Source organism: Xanthomonas bromi (assembly GCF_900092025.1).
GTDB lineage: Bacteria > Pseudomonadota > Gammaproteobacteria > Xanthomonadales > Xanthomonadaceae > Xanthomonas > Xanthomonas bromi.
Genome location: NZ_FLTX01000041.1, coordinates 87,633 through 103,995, shown reverse-complemented (window position 1 = coordinate 103,995; position 16,363 = coordinate 87,633). Strand labels below are relative to the sequence as shown.

Sequence of the window (16,363 nt, the reverse complement as noted above, 5' to 3'; positions counted from 1 at the left end):
TCAGGGCAACCGTGGCAGGCTGTTCGAAGTGCGGATCGACCACACGCCGCAGTCCAATGGAGACCTGCCCGCGCCCTGGTTCGTGCACGTGCATACCGAAAAGCCGGTGGCCCCCGACGGACTGCGCTCGCTTCCCTATAAGGACTTGGCCGCCGTCCACCTGAAGACGGCACGGGAGGTGAATTTGGGCCCGCGCTGGGAAGAGATGATGCGTGCCCTCGGGCACACCGATGCCAAGGTGCATCGTGCGACGATCGGCTCGAACCTGCTCGCCCAGCTTTGGGCGGCGGGTTCTGGTGGGCAACGATAATGGTCCGCGCCCGGAAGCGGCGTCCGTCGAACAACGCATCGTCCCGAGGCTGGTAATACCACGCCGACCGGCCTTGCTTGACGACCGCGCAAGCCAGACCAACCGCCGCAACCCGATACCGATCAACCAAATGGCCCACGAGCGTCGTGCACTGCTTGGGCCTCGGACCTTTTGCGACAGCACGTGCTGCAACATGACCTTGTCCAGGCTCAGGTAGGCGACCAGCTGCTTGAGCTTGCTGTTCTCTTTCGGGGCTCCTTGGACCTGAGTGTCGCCGAATTTTCTAGGTCTGGCTGGTCCAGGTGATAGGGAGGCGGTCATCATGCCAGCATGCGTACCTTGGGCTCGCGTGCCCACTGGCGCGTCTTTGCTGCGGTAATGAATGCCTTGGTATCGGCTGCAGGAACGACACCTGCATCCTTGCCGACATTGCCGGCTTTCAATAGCAACTGCGCGCCATCGTCGAATGCGATGGCCTTCAGGTGCGCCCAGGCAAAGCTCACGAAGTCCAGCGCCGCCGATTCGCGGGTCAGCAACTTGGCAGCCTCTGACGACAGCAGGATTGCCACGGCATCGAACACCACCGACGGCGTACCCGCCAGTTGCCCATCGGCGGCCAATTGCTTGCCATCGCTCAGCTTGGCACCGCCGAGCTTGGGCGCAACGATCTTGACCGTCGCGCCTGCAGCCTCTGCCGCCTTGCGCACTGCCTTGACCGTTGCCGCATCCGAGCCGTCGTGAATCAGGATGCCAACCGTGCGCCCCTGCAAGGTGTCTTTCATCTTGCCGATGATTTGTAGGGCAGGCGACAGCGGCATATCGATCGGCGTCACGGCCGCAGGCGGTGCCGGCGGCAGGGTGGTCATGCCCATGCCATCGGCCACACGCTGCGCCAGCTCCTGATCGATGTGGCGTAGATGGCCGACGATGGCTTCACGCACATGTGTGGTTTCCACCTTCGACAATTCGAACACCAAGGCCGATGCCATATGCGCTTGTTCCGGTGCAGTCTGGCTGCGGAAGAACAGTCTGGCCTGGCTGTAGTGATCGGCAAAGCTCTCGGCACGCACGCGACCCTTTGCGCCATCTTCGGCCGGGGTTGCATGGCTGTGGAATCCACGCAGCGCTTCGCGCGGCGCATCGGCCTGCAGCGAGCTGGGCTCATAGGCCACGCGTCCCTTCGGCACACCCATCTGCATATGGCCATCGCGCTGATTGTTGGCGAACGGGCATTTGGGTGCGTTGATCGGAATCTGGTGGAAGTTCGGCCCACCCAGGCGGCTCAGCTGTGTATCCAGATACGAGAACAGGCGGCCTTGCAGCAGCGGATCGTTGCTGAAGTCGATGCCCGGCACGATGTTGGCCGGGCAGTACGCGACCTGTTCGGTTTCGGCAAAGAAATTGTCCGGCCAGCGGTCGAGCACCATGCGGCCGACGATCTGCAACGGCACGAGTTCTTCTGGAATGACCTTGGTCGAATCCAGATGGTCGAACGGAAACGCATCCGCTTCGGCTTCGGTGAACAACTGCACGCCCAATTCCCATTCGGGGAAGTCGCCGTTCTGGATCGCTTCGAACAGATCGCGACGGTGAAAGTCTTGATCGGCACCGGCGATCTTGACCGCCTCGTCCCAGATGGTCGATTGCAGACCCAGCTTGGGACGCCAGTGGAATTTGACGAAGGTGCTCTCACCTTTTTCATTGAGAAAACGGAAGCTGTGGATGCCGAAACCTTCGATCATGCGCAACGAGCGCGGGATGGTGCGATCGCTCATCGCCCACATCACCATGTGCATCGATTCGGGCGTGAGTGAGATGAAATCCCAGAATGTATCGTGCGCGCTGGCAGCCTGCGGGAAGCCGCGATCCGGCTCCATCTTTACCGCATGGATCAGGTCAGGGAATTTGATCGCATCCTGGATGAAGAACACCGGGATGTTGTTGCCCACCAGATCCCAGTTGCCTTCCTTGGTGTAGAACTTCACTGCGAACCCGCGCACATCGCGCGGGGTATCCACCGAGCCGGCGCCGCCTGCGACGGTGGAAAAACGGGTAAACAGCGGGGTTTTTTCGCCGACCTCGGTAAAGATCTTGGCGGTGGTGTACTGACTCAACGATTTGGTGAGTTCGAAGTAGCCGTGCGCGGCACTGCCACGCGCATGCACGATGCGTTCGGGAATGCGCTCGTGATCGAAGTGGGTGATCTTTTCGCGCAGGATGAAGTCTTCCAGCAACGTCGGCCCGCGCGGCGTTGCGCGGAGTGAGTTCTGGTTGTCGCCAACCGGGATGCCCTGGTTGGTGGTCAGTGGCGGATGGGTACCGCCTGCCTTCTGGTGCAACTCATCGCCAGCACCGCGCGACACATCGTAGGTGACGCTTGCAGGTACGACGGCAGGGACCTGCGCGGATTTACTGGGGGACTTGGCCATGGGGACTCCACTCTGGCGGGCTTGGGATGCGAGCTAAGCCATAAAGCGTGGGAGTGGCGCCGTTAATTGCATGTGTCTGCATGCGAACGAATACTCACATGCGCAGCGAAGCTTGCATCGTGTCGCACTTACAGAGTGCATCGGTCACTCGGCGCGCACCGCCGTGCAACTGCACCGAGTGACGAGCGCGACCATTGCGCTGTTTTAGAGTAGATCCAATGGCTGCTTGCGCGTAGGTGGCGCGAAAGCGCGATCGATCTCGGCAAGATCGTCTGCGTGCAGTTGCAGCGTGCAGGCGGCGGCGTTGGCACGCACATGTGCCGGTGTTCCGGACTCGGGAATGGCGATGACGTTGCCGCTGCGGATCGCCCACGCAAGCGCGACTGCAGTTGCCGCAACACCACGACGCTCACCGATGGCGTGCAGCACGGGATGATCCAGCAGTGCACGGCTGCCAAGCGGTGAATACGCCATCACTGCCACCTCGTGCGCGGCGCACCACGGCAGCAGATCGAATTCGATGCCACGGCTGCCAGCGTGGTACAGCACCTGGTTGACCAGGCAACGCGAACCGCCGTCGATCGCCCACAGCTCTTCCATGTCATCGACATCGAAGTTCGACACGCCCCAGTTGCGAATCTTGCCGGCGTCGCGCAGTGCTTCGAACGCGTCCACGACCTCGGCCAGGTCGCTGCCGCCGCGCCAGTGCAGCAGGTACAGATCCAGCGTACGCACGCCAAGCCGTTGCAAGCTGGCTTCGCAAGCACGTGCAATTCCGCGTGCGCTGGCGTTGCTCGGCAATACCTTGGACACCACGTAAGGCGGCTGCGCTCGGTCGATGGCCTGGCTGATCAATTGCTCCGAGCGGCCATTGCCATACATCTCGGCGGTATCGATCAGCTGCATCCCCAATTGCTGCCCGAGTTGCAGCGCTTCGACTTCCTGCCCAGGCGCATGCCGGCCTTGCCCCAGATTCCAGGAGCCCAGGCCTAACGCGGGCACGCTGCGCCCGTTGCGCAGGCGCACTTGTGCGCAGGGGGATGAAGTGGATTCGGACATGATCGGCTCCTGTCGCGTTGGAATGAGGGTGACGGCTGCATCACACCGATACAGCCGTGTTACCGCGACGATGGCTGCTGCGATGTTGCGGCAGTGTCTGCATGCGCATCCCAGAACGCGCAACGATGACGCTGCACGAAGTCCGGCGTCGCGCCGATCCTGTGCGGCGACAGCGTTAGCGGCATATCGCCATCGAAGCGCGGCCACGCTGGCCGCCCGCCGCCATTGGGATCGCCAGTGCGTGCGAATGCACCCCAGTAATCCTGCAGCGTATTGGCGAGCGCCTGCTGCGCCGGAGTGAACTGCGCATCGCCACTGAGCACCCACGGTCGCTGGAACAGAGACACCAGTTCGGCAGCGTGATAGGCGCCCAACGGCTGCGAGAATGGCAGACGCAACAGGCCGAAGGGCGCGTTCGGATCGTCGAATTCGTAGGCATACACCGGCATCCGGTTGCGCAACAGTTGGCCGAGCCGGCGGGTGGGGCAGGCGAACACGCCATCGGTGACGATGTCGGCATAGGCATTCCAGCGCGAGCGCGCGGCAACGTCTGCGTACTGCGCAAGCACTGCCGCAGGATCGCCGTGCATCCCCTGCACGCGCGCGCGGTAGCCGCTGCGCAACACGAAGCCACCCAGATAGGAGGCCAGTTGCGCAAACAGACGTCCTTCGTTGCGGTTGCTGCCCAGCAGCAGCGGTACGTGTGCGTGGCGTTCGTTGGCGATCGCCGTCTCCGGTGGCTCGGGCAGGACGTCGCCGCCGACCATCGGTGCCCAGGCATCGTCACCGGTCAGACCGCGGCGTTGCGGTTTGGCATCCAGCAAGGCGTCGGCCGGCAGCGTGCGCAGGCAACCGGCGACATCTGCCGCACCATCGCAGCCGAGCGCCTGCGCCATGCGCACACCACCGCGTTCGGCGGCGGCGCGTGGCAGGCCCGAGTCGCCGGCCAGACAGCTGCCGCTCTGCAGGATCGCGCGCTGGAACAGGCCAATAGCGGCAGGCGAGGTGAGATGCGAGCAGATGCTCCAGGCGCCGGCGGATTCGCCGAACACGGTGACATTGCGTGCATCGCCCCCGAATGCGCCGATGTTGCGTTTTACCCAGCGCAAGGCGGCCTGTTGATCGAGCAGCGCGTAGGCACCTTCGCCTTCGCCACGCAGTGCCGGATGCGCGAGGAAGCCGAATACGCCAAGCCGATAATTGGGCGCGACCACGATCACATCCTGGCGTGCCGCCAGCGCGCTCAGGTCGTAGTCGGCGTTGCTGCCCAGTTGCATCGCGCCGCCGTAGATCCACACCATGACGGCGCGCGGATGCGCGGGGGCAGGGCCGGGCGGCGTGTAGATGTTGAGCGTGAGGCAATCTTCGGACAGCGCCTTTTGGCCGAAACGGTAGCGCGGCAGGCACGCCGGTCCCACATGGGTGGCGTCGCGTACGCCGCTCCATCGCATCGCCGGCTGCGGTGCGCGGAAGCGCAGCGCGCCGACCGGTGGCGCCGCAAACGGGATGCCCAGATAGGCACCGCCCTGCGCGTTGTGCACACCGCGCACCGCACCGGTCTCGGTGCGCACCACGGTCTGCTGCGTGTCCGGCGCCTCCACCAATGCCGACACCGCGCCGGGCCGGCGCTGCGTGCAACCGGCGATGCTGCAGCCCACCAGCAGCAGGCAGGTCAGCGTGCGTACGCACCTGGTCAGATGGAGCTTGATCACTGCGTGCCCTGTCCTGTGTCGATGCATGACAGCATCGCAAGGACGTGCTTAGGGCAGAGTCAATGCGCGATGGCGTAGCGATGACGTCGCGTTGCAATTCAATGCGTAGACGCGGGCATGCACCACCTGCTACGGCTGGCGATGGGGCGGGTAGCGACAGCGCCTGTGCTATCTGTCCGAGCTGGACGCGCAGCGCGTGCAGGGACGGTCGGCATGGCACGCGTGAAGCGAATCCTCCTGTTTGCGGCGATCTACGGAGTCTGCGCCCTGGTCGCCTTCAAGCGTGCTTGTTGGTGGGCCCTGAGCGGCCAATTCGACTACATCGAAGACGGCTGCGGACTGCTGGCCGAGCTGATGCCGTGGCCTATTCTCAGCATCGTCCTGGTGGGTATCGCGGCGACGCCGGGGTGGGCCGTACGACGCAGGCGCGCACGCCGCTAGCGCTTGCCGCAGGGCGACGGCCCCCATCACCGACAGCGCGCACTGCAGGCTTCCATGCAACAAAAAACCCAACCGCAACGGATGCGGCTGGGTTTGGTGGTGAGCATGCAACGGCGGGCAGTTACGCCACTACGTCGTCCTTGTACGCATCCACCGGGATGCAGGCGCACATCACGTTCTTGTCGCCGTAGACATTGTCCACGCGCGCCACCGGCGGCCAGTACTTCTGCTGCTTGAGGCTGGGCAGCGGGAAGGCGGCCAGTTCGCGCGGGTAGGCATGCGTCCACTCGCTGGCCGACACCTGCGTGGCGGTATGCGGGGCGTGCTTGAGCGGGTTGTCGTCGCGGTCCAGGCGGCCGTCTTCGATCGCGCGGATCTCTTCGCGGATCTGGATCATCGCGTCGATGAAGCGGTCCAGCTCATGCTGCGATTCGCTTTCGGTCGGTTCGACCATCAGCGTGCCGGCCACCGGGAAGCTCAACGTCGGCGCATGGAAGCCGAAGTCGATCAGGCGTTTGGCGATGTCTTCGGCACCGATGCCGCTGCTCTTTTCCATCGGGCGCACATCCAGGATGCACTCATGCGCCACCAGGCCATTACGGCCGGTGTACAGCGTTTTGTAATGCGGTGCCAGGCGCTTGGCGATGTAGTTGGCATTGAGCAATGCCACCTGCGTGGCCTTGCGCAAGCCACCACTGCCCATCATGGTCACGTACATCCAGCTGATCGGCAGGATCGAGGCGGAGCCGTACGCCGCCGCGGACACCATGCCAACCGGGCTTTGGTGAGAAGTGCGGCCATGGCTGGCCGCTGTTTGATTCTCGCCGGCAGGGACGCCGGCATAGGGCGTCGTGCGGGGGAGGAAGGGCGCCAGATGCGATTTGACCGCACACGGGCCCACACCCGGGCCGCCGCCGCCATGCGGAATGCAGAAGGTCTTGTGCAGGTTGAGGTGCGACACGTCCGAGCCCCACTTGCCGGGCTTGGCCACGCCGACCAGGGCATTCATGTTGGCGCCGTCGGTGTAGACCTGGCCGCCATGCGCATGCACCGCTTCGCAGATCGCCACCACGTCTTCTTCGAACACGCCGTGCGTGGACGGGTAGGTGATCATCAGCGCGGCCAGGCGATCGGAATACTTTTCCGCCTTGGCGCGGATGTCGTCGACATCCACATTGCCATTGGCATCGCACTTGGTGACCACCACCGTCATGCCGCACATCTGCGCCGAGGCAGGGTTGGTGCCGTGCGCGGATTCGGGAATCAGGCAGATATCGCGATGCGCCTCGCCACGCGAACGGTGATAGGCGCGGATCGCCAGCAGGCCCGCGTATTCGCCCTGCGCGCCGGAATTGGGCTGCAGGCTTACCGCGTCGTAGCCGGTGCACTCGACCAGCATCGCTTCCAGCTCGTCGATCAGCTGCACGTAGCCGGCCGACTGCTCGGCCGGTGCCAGCGGATGGATCGCGCCGAATTCCGGCCAGGTCACCGGAATCATTTCGGCGGTGGCGTTGAGCTTCATGGTGCAGCTGCCGAGCGGGATCATGGTGCGATCCATCGCCAGGTCCTTGTCGGCCAGCGAGCGCATGTAGCGCAGCAGTTCGTGCTCGCTGTGGTGGGTGTTGAACACCGGATGCGTCAGGAACGCACTGGTGCGCAGCAAGCCTGGCGGCAACGCATCGGCGGTGGCGGCATCCAGCGCATCGATGTCGGCCTGGGCACCGAACAACGCGGCCAGTGCGACCACATCGGCGCGCGTGGTGGTTTCGTCCAGGCTGATGCCGACCGCTTCGCTGTCGATGGCACGCAGGTTGATGCCGGCCGCACGTGCACGGGCGTGGATGGCATCGGCATCGATCGCCTTGACGTGCAGCGTGTCGAAGAAATGCTCGCCAACGCTCACGCCGGCACTACGCAGCGCGGCAGCCAGGATCGCGGCCAGACGATGGGTGCGACGCGCGATACGGGTCAGGCCATCGGGGCCGTGGTAGACCGCGTACATCGACGCCATGACCGCCAGCAGCACCTGCGCGGTGCAGATGTTGGAGGTGGCCTTCTCGCGGCGGATATGTTGCTCGCGCGTCTGCAAGGTGAGGCGATACGCCGGGTTGCCGGCGGCATCGATCGACACACCGATCAGCCGGCCGGGCATCGAGCGCTTGTAGGCATCGCGGCAGGCCATGAAGGCGGCATGCGGGCCACCGAAGCCGAACGGCACGCCGAAGCGCTGTGAGTTGCCGACCACGATGTCCGCGCCCCATTCGCCGGGTGCGGCGATCAGGGTCAGCGCCAGCAGATCGGTGGCCACGGCCACCAGGCCGCCTTGCGCGTGCACCGCATCGGCCAGCGCGGCGTGATCGCCGATGTGACCGAAGCTATCCGGATACTGCAGCAGTACGCCGAAGCACTCGGCCTGCAGCGCTTCCTCCGGCGTGCCGACACGCAGCACGATGTCCAGCGGCTCGGCGCGCGTGCGCAGCAGTTCCAGCGTCTGCGGGTGCACCGCGTCGTGCACGAAGAAGGTGCTGGATTTGGACTTGGCCGAGCGTTTGGCCAGCGTCATCGCTTCGGCCGCGGCAGTGGCTTCGTCCAGCAGCGAGGCATTGGCGATCTGCATGCCGGTCAGATCGGCGCACAGCGTCTGGAAGTTGATCAGCGCTTCCATGCGGCCCTGCGAAATCTCTGCCTGGTACGGCGTGTACGCGGTGTACCAGGCCGGGTTTTCCAGGATGTTGCGCAGGATCACCTTCGGCGTGTGGGTGCCGTAATAGCCCTGGCCGATGAAGGTGCGCTGCACCTGGTTCTTGCTGGCGATCGCGCGGATCTTGGCCAGCGCTTCTTCTTCGGTGATCGCTTCGGGCAGCGCGAGCGCGGCCGGCGATTTGATGTTGCCCGGCACGATGGCGTCGGTGAGCGCATCCAGCGAAGCATGGCCAACCACCCCCAGCATCTGCGCGATTTCCGCATCGTTGGGGCCGATGTGACGTTCGACGAACGCGCTGTGGTGTTCGAGGTCGCGCAGGGAAGACGGGGTCTGGGACATGGCGGGCATCCGGGGCAGGGGCAGACGAATGGTCGACCCGCACCGCAACTGGCATGACGCGCATGCACGCACCACGACCCGCCGCAGCGACGGTCTTCCTCGCGCCCCTCTGTCCTTTTGCCTGAGAGTTTAAAAACGCGGCCTGGCCAGTGGCCTGCCTGCGTTCCGTGCCCCTTCGGCGCCGGCATCGGCCGGTCTCTCCAGAGTTGTACTGCGGATGGTATCGGGCCTGAGCGATTACGGGCTGTTGCGCCTTCGGCAGCGGCAGTGCCGCTTCTCCCACCGTGTTGCCGGTCGATTATAGCGTGGCTGCGGGCTGGCCGGCGCGCTGGCCCGGACATGGTCCATGCGTCTTCTGCACTTGCGTTTGCTTAACCTTGCCGGCGCAAGCGCCTATGATCGGCGGCTGTGTGTTCATGCCAGCGCCGCACGAAGTGGACGCTGGCGCGCGCACCTCATGCTCCATCGTCGCGGACCCCTGAATGCCCCTCACCACGCCTTCCACGCGTCGCATGGCGCTGCTGCTTGCCGGGCTGGCGATGTTCGGCCCGTTCTCCATCGACACCATCTTCCCGGCGTTCTCGCAGCTCAGCCGCAGCCTGGCGGTGGATCAGGTCGCGATCCAGCAGACCGTCAGCGTCTATCTGCTGGCATACGGGCTGATGAGCGTCGCGCACGGGCCCTTGTCCGATGCCTGGGGCCGCAAGCGGGTGATCCTGGGTGGGCTGGCGTTGTTTATCGCCGGCTCGATCGGATGTGCGCTGTCGCAAGACTTGCCTACGCTGCTGGCGTTCCGCGCGCTGCAGGGCCTGTCCGCCGGCGTGGGCATGATCGTCGGCCGCGCGGTCATTCGCGACCTGTTCCATGGCCCGGATGCGCAACGGCTGATGAGCCAGGTGTCGATCATCTTCGGCATCGCGCCGGCCATCGCGCCGATCATCGGTGGCTGGATCCTGCTCAGCGGGGCCGGCTGGGCGCTGATCTTCTGGTTTCTGGTGGTGTTTGGCCTGGTGCTGCTGGTGGCAACCATCACCTGGCTGCCGGAGACCCACCCGGTGGACGCGCGCACGCCGCTGCAGTTCAAGCGCCTGCTGCAGGACTATGTACGCATCGGCTTCAATCCGCGCTTCCAGCGGCTGGCGGCCGCCGGGGCGTTCAACTTCGCCGGTATCTTCCTGTATGTCGCCTCGGCACCGGTGCTGATCATGCAGCACCTGCAACTGGGCGAAGGCGATTTCGCCTGGCTGTTCATTCCCACCATCGGCGGCATGACGCTGGGCTCGTTCCTGTCCGGACGCATGGCAGGGCGCATGGAGCCCGTGCGGCAGGTCCGCATCGGCTTCATCTGCTGCGGAGTGGCGGCGTTGGTCAATCTGGCCTACACGTTTGCGGTGGCGCAGATCGCCCTGCCGTGGGCGGTGCTGCCGATCTTCCTGGCTGGCATGGGCATGGCGCTGGTCTTCCCGATCCTGGCGCTGGCGGTGCTGGACATGTACCCGCAGCAGCGCGGTCTGGCGTCATCGCTGCAGGCGTTCACCCAGTTGATGACCAATACGGTGGTGGCCGGGGTGCTATCGCCACTGCTCAGTGAACACCCGCGGCATCTGGCGATCGGCATGACCGGTTTTTTCTTGCTGGGCTGGCTATTCTGGCGTTGGGAACGCCGCAGCGGCCGCCGTCTACGGCACCGCCATGCCACCGAGGCAGTGCCTCTGGAGCCGGCCGACCACCTCTGACCCATCAGGAGCCTGCATGTCCACCGATTCCAAGTTGCGCCGTGATGCCCGCAAGCGCGCCGCCGAGCGCCAGCGCAACCAGGCCGCCGCCAATCCCGCACCGGTCTCCCCGATCGAACCGCACGCCGAACTCCGCGACCAGCAACGCACGCTATTGGCCGGCATCGTCCGCCGCGACGGCGAATGGGTGCTGGGCATGGATGGCCGCATCGCCGGCGAAAGCACCAGCGCCGCGCAGGTGTTGACGCTGATCATGCGCGCCGCCGAGTTGCACGAACGCCAGGGTACCCCCGTGCGCCTGACCTACTCGGACGCGCTGAAAGATGCCGCGCATGCCGAGGCCCAGGCCGATGGCATGGAGTTCGAGCAGTTCAAGGCCCGGTTGAGCGAACGGTTGCAGGGTGGCGCGAAGCTCAATTGAGGCTGGTGTCTTGGTGCGCATTTTTCGGTGTGTCGTAGTGATACGCGCATGCACTTCTGGTCGTTGTACCCAGCGACGACGCTCTGGAGATCGAGGCCACCGTGCTCAACAAGGACGTCGGCTTCGTGCGGCCGGATCAGGATGTGACCGTGAAAGTCGATGGCTTTCCATACACCCGCTACGGCTCCCTAACCGGCAAGGTGGTCAGCGTCTCCTATGACGCAGCGCAGGACGAACAGCTGGGCCTAGTGTTCCCTGCGTGGGTGAAGCTGGAGCGGGCCACGCTGAACATCGATGGCGAACGTCCACGTGCTTCACGGGTTTCCAACTGAACTCCAACCGCAAGGAACGGGCCATCATGACAACGTTCAACAAGACCATCTACTTCATCCAGGGCGACGTCGCCTGTCGGCACTCTCCGTCGGACAATTCAATGCCGACAAGAATCAATAGGTCTGCGTTCTGATCGATGACGCTATTCAATGTGACCTTTTTCTCATTTATCAACAGGACGTTACGCCACTGCCGCGATCCGGCAGTGACATCACGGCAAGCACTGCGTGTCAGCGCGTCGCAGCGAGCGATGCGGTTGCCGGGCTGGTTGGGGCGGCAACTCCCGCCTGCCACCCACACATCTGCCCCTGATTCTGCTGCTTCAACCACTCGCTCATCGGTGCGAAATATTCCAGCATCGGGCCGGCATCGAGTTTGTCGCTGCCGGTGAGTTCCTTGAGTGTGGTCTGCCACGGTTGGCTGGAGCCACGCTGCAGCATCGACCAGAACTTTTGCCCGGCGTCCTTGTTGCCGTAGAAGCTGCATTCGTACAGCGGGCCCTGATGACCGGCAGCCTGGCACAGGCCTTTATAGAACTGGAATTGCAGGATATGCGCCAGGAAATAGCGCGTGTACGGCGTGTTGCCGGGGACGTGGTACTTGGCGCCGGCATCGAAGAACTCTTCGCCGCGCGCGACAACCGGCGCGACGCCCTGGTATTTGGCTTTGAGTTCCCACCAAGCCTGGTTGTAGCGCTCCGGTGCAATCGAGCCATCGAACACGCCCCAGCGCCAGCGGTCGATCATCAAACCGAACGGCAGGAAGGCGACCTTGCTCAAGGCCATGCGCATCTGCGCGTTGATCAATGCTTCGCGCCCGGCCTGCTGCTCGCCGACCATGCCGATCGACTGCAGATACTTGGGCGTCATCGCCAGCACGATGGTGTCGCCGATCGCTTCATGAAACCCATCGTTGGCGCCGTTCTGGAACAGCGGCGGCAGCGGGTTGTAGGCCAGGTCGTAATAGATATGGCCGAGCTCGTGGTAGATGGTGGTGAAGTCTTCTTCGGTGGGTTTGATGCACATCTTGGTGCGCACATCCGCGCCGATATTCTGGTTCGGTTCGCCGCCCATGTTCATGTCCCAGGCGCTGGCATGACAGACCACGTCGCGGTCCAGCGGCTTGATGAACTGCGAGCGCTGCCAATAGGTGTCCGGCAGCTTGGGCATGCCGAGCGATGTGTAGAACTCCTGCGCGCGCTCGGTCATCTGTCTGGCGGTGCGCAGCTGCGCTTCGCGTTCGGCGTTGAAGCGTGCGGCCGCGCCACCATCGCTGCCGGTGTTGCGTGCCAGCACTGAAGTGAGGTTGCCTTGATACTGCTTTTCCAGCGCGGAGGTGATGTCCAGGTCGCCGGCACCGGGATAGGGCTGCAGCAGATCCCACAGATTGCTCCAGTCCTGCTGCCACATATTGCCCATCAAATGTGCCGGCAACAGGCCGCCGGCCACCTCGCCCTTGTCCTTGCCGTATTGCGTATCGAGTTTGCCGCGCGCATAGCACTGCAGCTGCGCGTACAGCGGTTTGACCTGTTCCCACAGGCGGTCGGTTTCGCTGGCAAGTTGCGCCGGCGGCATGTCGTAGCCGCTGCGCCACATCACCCCGACATCGGCGAAGCCAAGCCCGCGCGCACCTTCGTTAGCGAGTTCGACAAAGCGCTGGTAGTCCTTGCGCATCGGCTGCGCGGTGCTGTGCCAGCCCTGCCAGGCGTCGAGTTGTGCGTTGTAGTCGCGGCTGCTTGCCAGTACTTGTTCCAGCTCGCCGAGCTGGCGGCAACGGCGTTGCTCACCTTCGCCCACGCAATAACGGCCTGCGCCGTAATCGCCTTCCATCTTGGCGGCGATGCGGGTGAGTTCGGCCAGTTTGGCCGCATCGCGCGGCGCGGGCAGGGCGCTCATCAGTTTGAGTAGCTGCAGCGCGCGCGCGCTGTCGGCCGACATCGGCGTGCCGGCGTACTGCTTGGATTGTTCGATCCAGCGATCCAGCTGCGCCAGCGAGCGCTCGTTGGCCTTGGCCGCCAGCAATTGCGAATCGCCGTTGATATAGGTCGACGAGAGCCACTGCGCCGCGGTGGTTTCCGGATAGGCCGCCTTGTATTCGGCGTTGATGCGCGCAACGAACTGGTCGGCGCTTTCGGCCGGCGCGGTCTTGGTCGCGACGGGTGTGGCCGGCGGTGCTGCATCCCGGCGGCAGGCCGACACGCTCAGGGTGCCGGCAGCCACGGTCAGCGCCAGCAACAGCAAACGATGATTCACGGGTGGTCCTTGCAGTGAAGTCCGGCGAAGGCTAGAGCGCGCCGGGGTTCAGGGCAAGAGGCAACGCCCGCCACGCAGGCGACTGGGCGGGCTTGCTGCAGGCGCTACCGATCAGTGCAGCGTTGTGCCCGTGCACTTGGCGAACAGGTCGCGCTCGGGCGCATAGACGCTGGTTTTGACCTGCATCAATCCCAGCACCGACGGGAACAGCGCGTCCTGATCGGTATATTGCCCTGCACGGTGGCGTAGGCAGGTTTCATCCAGGCCGCGATCGCGCGCGAACTCCGGCGAGAACCACATCACCATCGGCACATGGGTCTGCTCCTTGGGCGCGATGGCATATGGCACGCCATGCAGGTACAGGCCCTTTTCGCCGAGCGATTCGCCGTGATCGGAGAGATAGATCATCGCCGTGTCGTAGTCCTGCATTCCGCGCAGGGTGTGGATGGCTTGGCTGATGAAATGGTCGGTGTACAGCAGGGAATTGTCGTATGCGTTGACGATGTCCTGGCGGGCGCAGCTACCCAGATCGGCGGTCTTGCAGACCGGTTTGAAGCGTTCGAACTGCGCCGGGTAACGTTCGAAGTAACTCGGTCCGTGGCTGCCCAGTTGATGTACCACCACCACGCGGTCGCCGGGCTTTGCCCGTACCTGCGCGGCCAGATCGCGCAACAGGATTTCGTCCAGGCAGCGGCCGTCGGCGCATAGGCCTGGCGTGGTGGCATCGTCCAACTTCTGGTTTTCCAAACCGTCGCACACGCCCTTGCAGCCAGACTGGTTATCGCGCCATAGCGTCGAAATACCGGCGTGTTCCAGCACATGCAGGAACGACTGATGGCCACGAATCATGTCTTCGTTGTAATCGCGACGGCCGTACGGCGAGAACATGCAGGGCACCGAGACCTCGGTACTGGTGCCGCACGAATGCATGTCGGGGAAGTTGATCACCCCGGCCTGCGCCAGCTCCGGCGTGGTCTGTCGGGCATAGCCGCTGAGGCCCCAGTTCTGCGCGCGCGCGGTTTCACCCAGCACCACCAGCAACAGGCGCGGTCGGCTACCCGGCGCACGCGGTGTGGCCATGGCGTCGTGTTCGATCGGCTGCTTGGGGGCATGCTTCATCGGCGAATCGGATTTGAGGTTTTGCCGCAACGCCACGATGTAATTGATCGGCGTGGCCAGGTAACGCACTTCGCGGTGGTTGCGCATCAGTGCGGAAATATCCTGCGACGACAACAGGGTGCCCGCAGCGCCCGCCACCGCCACCGCCACCAAAAACCCCGCTCGCATCAGCAACGCCTTGCCCCCGCTGCGTACGCGCAGACGCGTGCGCCACAGCAGTGCGGTGGGGATCAGGAAGTAGCACACCAACGGCAGGATCAGGCCGGGCGTGAGCAATTCGCGCGATTCCTTGTGATCGGTATGCAGCACGTTGCGCAGCATGTCCGCATCCAGGTAGACGTTGTAGCTGTCCATGTAGTGCGCGGCCAGCGCGGTGGTGAACAGCAGCAGCGTCAGCAGCGGTTTTGCATTCCAGCGCCAGACGAATAAGCCCAATAGCAGCGCATGCACGGCCACCAGCAACGCCATCAGCGAAATGGCAAACCCGATGCTGCCCGGATGCGTGGCCATGGCTGTACGCCAGAACAGCTGATTGCAGACGAGCGCGAAGAACAGGCTCGACATCAGCACCAGCGCTTCGGTCGATACCGTTGGCCGCGTACTCCATGTCAGCGCGCGCAGGCCACTACGCCTGCGCGGTTCCGGCAACCAGGTACTCATGCTGCATCCCCCGAAAAGAACATCGAACCAAGTGCACGACGCGGCTTTTGCAGCATCACGCAGTACAGTGCAAGTGCGCTCACCCAACACACCGCCAACGACCACAGGTCGTGCGACACAAAATGCGCGCCGCGCAGCTGTTGCGCAATACCGAAAATGAGACCTGCGGCCAAGCCTGTGAACAAACCTGCAAGGCGCCATGCAGGACGGAGTGCCAGCGCACAAAAATACAGCGCCACCCATGCATAACCGGCACTGGCATGACCGGCAGGAAAACAACCGGACGCGGCAATGCCGTGGCGCGATTCGAACAGCCCGATCATCGCCTGCGTACCGCCATAGCGGCTCAGATCCCAGGGGCAATCCATCGCAGTCCACGACTTGAGCAGCGACACCAGCGAGGTCGACAGTGCGACGGATGCGGCCAGGTAGGTCAGCGGCCAGCGCAGTACTTTCAGGCGTGGCCTGTACCACGCAATGATGGCAAGCACCAGCACGCCGACGCCGGCCGCCGTGCTCGACCATTTACCAACGCGGTGGATCACGCCACTGGTGAACCAATGCTCCTTGAGCAGCCACTGCCCACCTTCCAGCCGATACAGCGCATCGGCAATCCATTGGTCGCCACCGGCGCCCATCAGGAGTGCGCTCGCCAACAAGACGCAGGCCAGAGGCACCCACAGATGGCGCACGAAGAAGTGCGTCTGCACACCGCTGGCGGTATGCGCCACGGTCGGCGCATGGCGGGGAAGCGTTGTCATCAAGGTGTCGGCCTATGTCAATGCCCGACATCTTCGAAACCCGGATGTCGGAAAGCGGTCGGACCGCAGTTGCTCGGCCGTTAACCC

General features: G+C 64.1%; 10 protein-coding genes, 2 pseudogenes and 1 riboswitch. Of the genes and pseudogenes, 5 read left to right on the top strand and 7 right to left on the bottom strand.

All coding sequences use genetic code 11. The features are described from left to right. Positions 1–310, top strand: a pseudogene (locus XBLMG947_RS13920) (type III secretion system effector XopP); the annotation flags it as partial. A gap of 320 nt (positions 311–630) precedes the next feature. On the opposite strand, the gene XBLMG947_RS13915 reads toward XBLMG947_RS13920, so the two are convergent. The 3 genes from XBLMG947_RS13915 to XBLMG947_RS13905 all read right to left on the bottom strand — a co-directional run bounded on the left by XBLMG947_RS13915 (position 631) and on the right by XBLMG947_RS13905 (position 5,474). Then, on the bottom strand, positions 631–2,739 hold the full coding sequence (locus tag XBLMG947_RS13915; RefSeq protein ID WP_065469258.1) for a catalase: 2,109 nt from the start codon (positions 2,737–2,739) through the stop codon (positions 631–633). 204 nt (positions 2,740–2,943) lie between these two features. Continuing rightward, positions 2,944–3,798 carry an aldo/keto reductase gene (locus XBLMG947_RS13910; RefSeq protein ID WP_065469257.1) on the bottom strand — a complete coding sequence of 285 codons (855 nt, stop codon included), beginning with the start codon at positions 3,796–3,798 and terminating at the stop codon, positions 2,944–2,946. A gap of 59 nt (positions 3,799–3,857) precedes the next feature. Beyond that, complete coding sequence (locus tag XBLMG947_RS13905) at positions 3,858–5,474, bottom strand: carboxylesterase/lipase family protein (protein ID WP_065469267.1); 1,617 nt, start codon at positions 5,472–5,474, stop codon at positions 3,858–3,860. A 258-nt stretch (positions 5,475–5,732) separates the two neighbouring features. Between XBLMG947_RS13905 and XBLMG947_RS13900 the strand changes: the two genes are divergently transcribed. Then, on the top strand, positions 5,733–5,951 hold the full coding sequence (locus XBLMG947_RS13900; protein WP_139074401.1) for a hypothetical protein: 219 nt from the start codon (positions 5,733–5,735) through the stop codon (positions 5,949–5,951). Positions 5,952–6,072: 121 nt separating this feature from the next. On the opposite strand, the gene gcvP is transcribed toward XBLMG947_RS13900, so the two are convergent. Next, positions 6,073–8,994, bottom strand: a complete 2,922-nt coding sequence (gene gcvP, locus XBLMG947_RS13895) for an aminomethyl-transferring glycine dehydrogenase (RefSeq protein ID WP_065469255.1) — start codon at positions 8,992–8,994, stop codon at positions 6,073–6,075. Between the two features lie 99 nt (positions 8,995–9,093). Then, positions 9,094–9,208, bottom strand: a riboswitch (glycine riboswitch). A 268-nt stretch (positions 9,209–9,476) separates the two neighbouring features. Here gcvP and XBLMG947_RS13890 point away from each other — a divergent pair. The 3 genes and pseudogenes from XBLMG947_RS13890 to XBLMG947_RS13880 form a co-directional block, all read left to right on the top strand. After that, positions 9,477–10,730 (top strand): multidrug effflux MFS transporter, encoded by a 1,254-nt coding sequence (locus tag XBLMG947_RS13890; protein ID WP_065469254.1) that lies wholly within the window; start codon positions 9,477–9,479, stop codon positions 10,728–10,730. Between the two features lie 16 nt (positions 10,731–10,746). After that, positions 10,747–11,151 (top strand): hypothetical protein, encoded by a 405-nt coding sequence (locus tag XBLMG947_RS13885; RefSeq protein ID WP_065469253.1) that lies wholly within the window; start codon positions 10,747–10,749, stop codon positions 11,149–11,151. A 44-nt stretch (positions 11,152–11,195) separates the two neighbouring features. Continuing rightward, positions 11,196–11,468, top strand: a pseudogene (locus XBLMG947_RS13880) (beta-barrel domain-containing protein); the annotation flags it as partial. Positions 11,469–11,714: 246 nt separating this feature from the next. Here XBLMG947_RS13880 and XBLMG947_RS13875 read toward each other — a convergent pair. From XBLMG947_RS13875 to XBLMG947_RS13865, 3 genes are all read right to left on the bottom strand, one after another. Continuing rightward, positions 11,715–13,736 (bottom strand): M2 family metallopeptidase, encoded by a 2,022-nt coding sequence (locus XBLMG947_RS13875; RefSeq protein WP_065469251.1) that lies wholly within the window; start codon positions 13,734–13,736, stop codon positions 11,715–11,717. A gap of 111 nt (positions 13,737–13,847) precedes the next feature. Then, positions 13,848–15,515 (bottom strand): phosphoethanolamine transferase, encoded by a 1,668-nt coding sequence (locus XBLMG947_RS13870; RefSeq protein WP_065469250.1) that lies wholly within the window; start codon positions 15,513–15,515, stop codon positions 13,848–13,850. Beyond that, on the bottom strand, positions 15,512–16,276 hold the full coding sequence (locus XBLMG947_RS13865) for a phosphatase PAP2 family protein (RefSeq protein WP_065469249.1): 765 nt from the start codon (positions 16,274–16,276) through the stop codon (positions 15,512–15,514). Before XBLMG947_RS13865 ends, XBLMG947_RS13870 begins: the two co-directional genes overlap by 4 nt. Between the last annotated feature and the right edge of the window lie 87 nt (positions 16,277–16,363).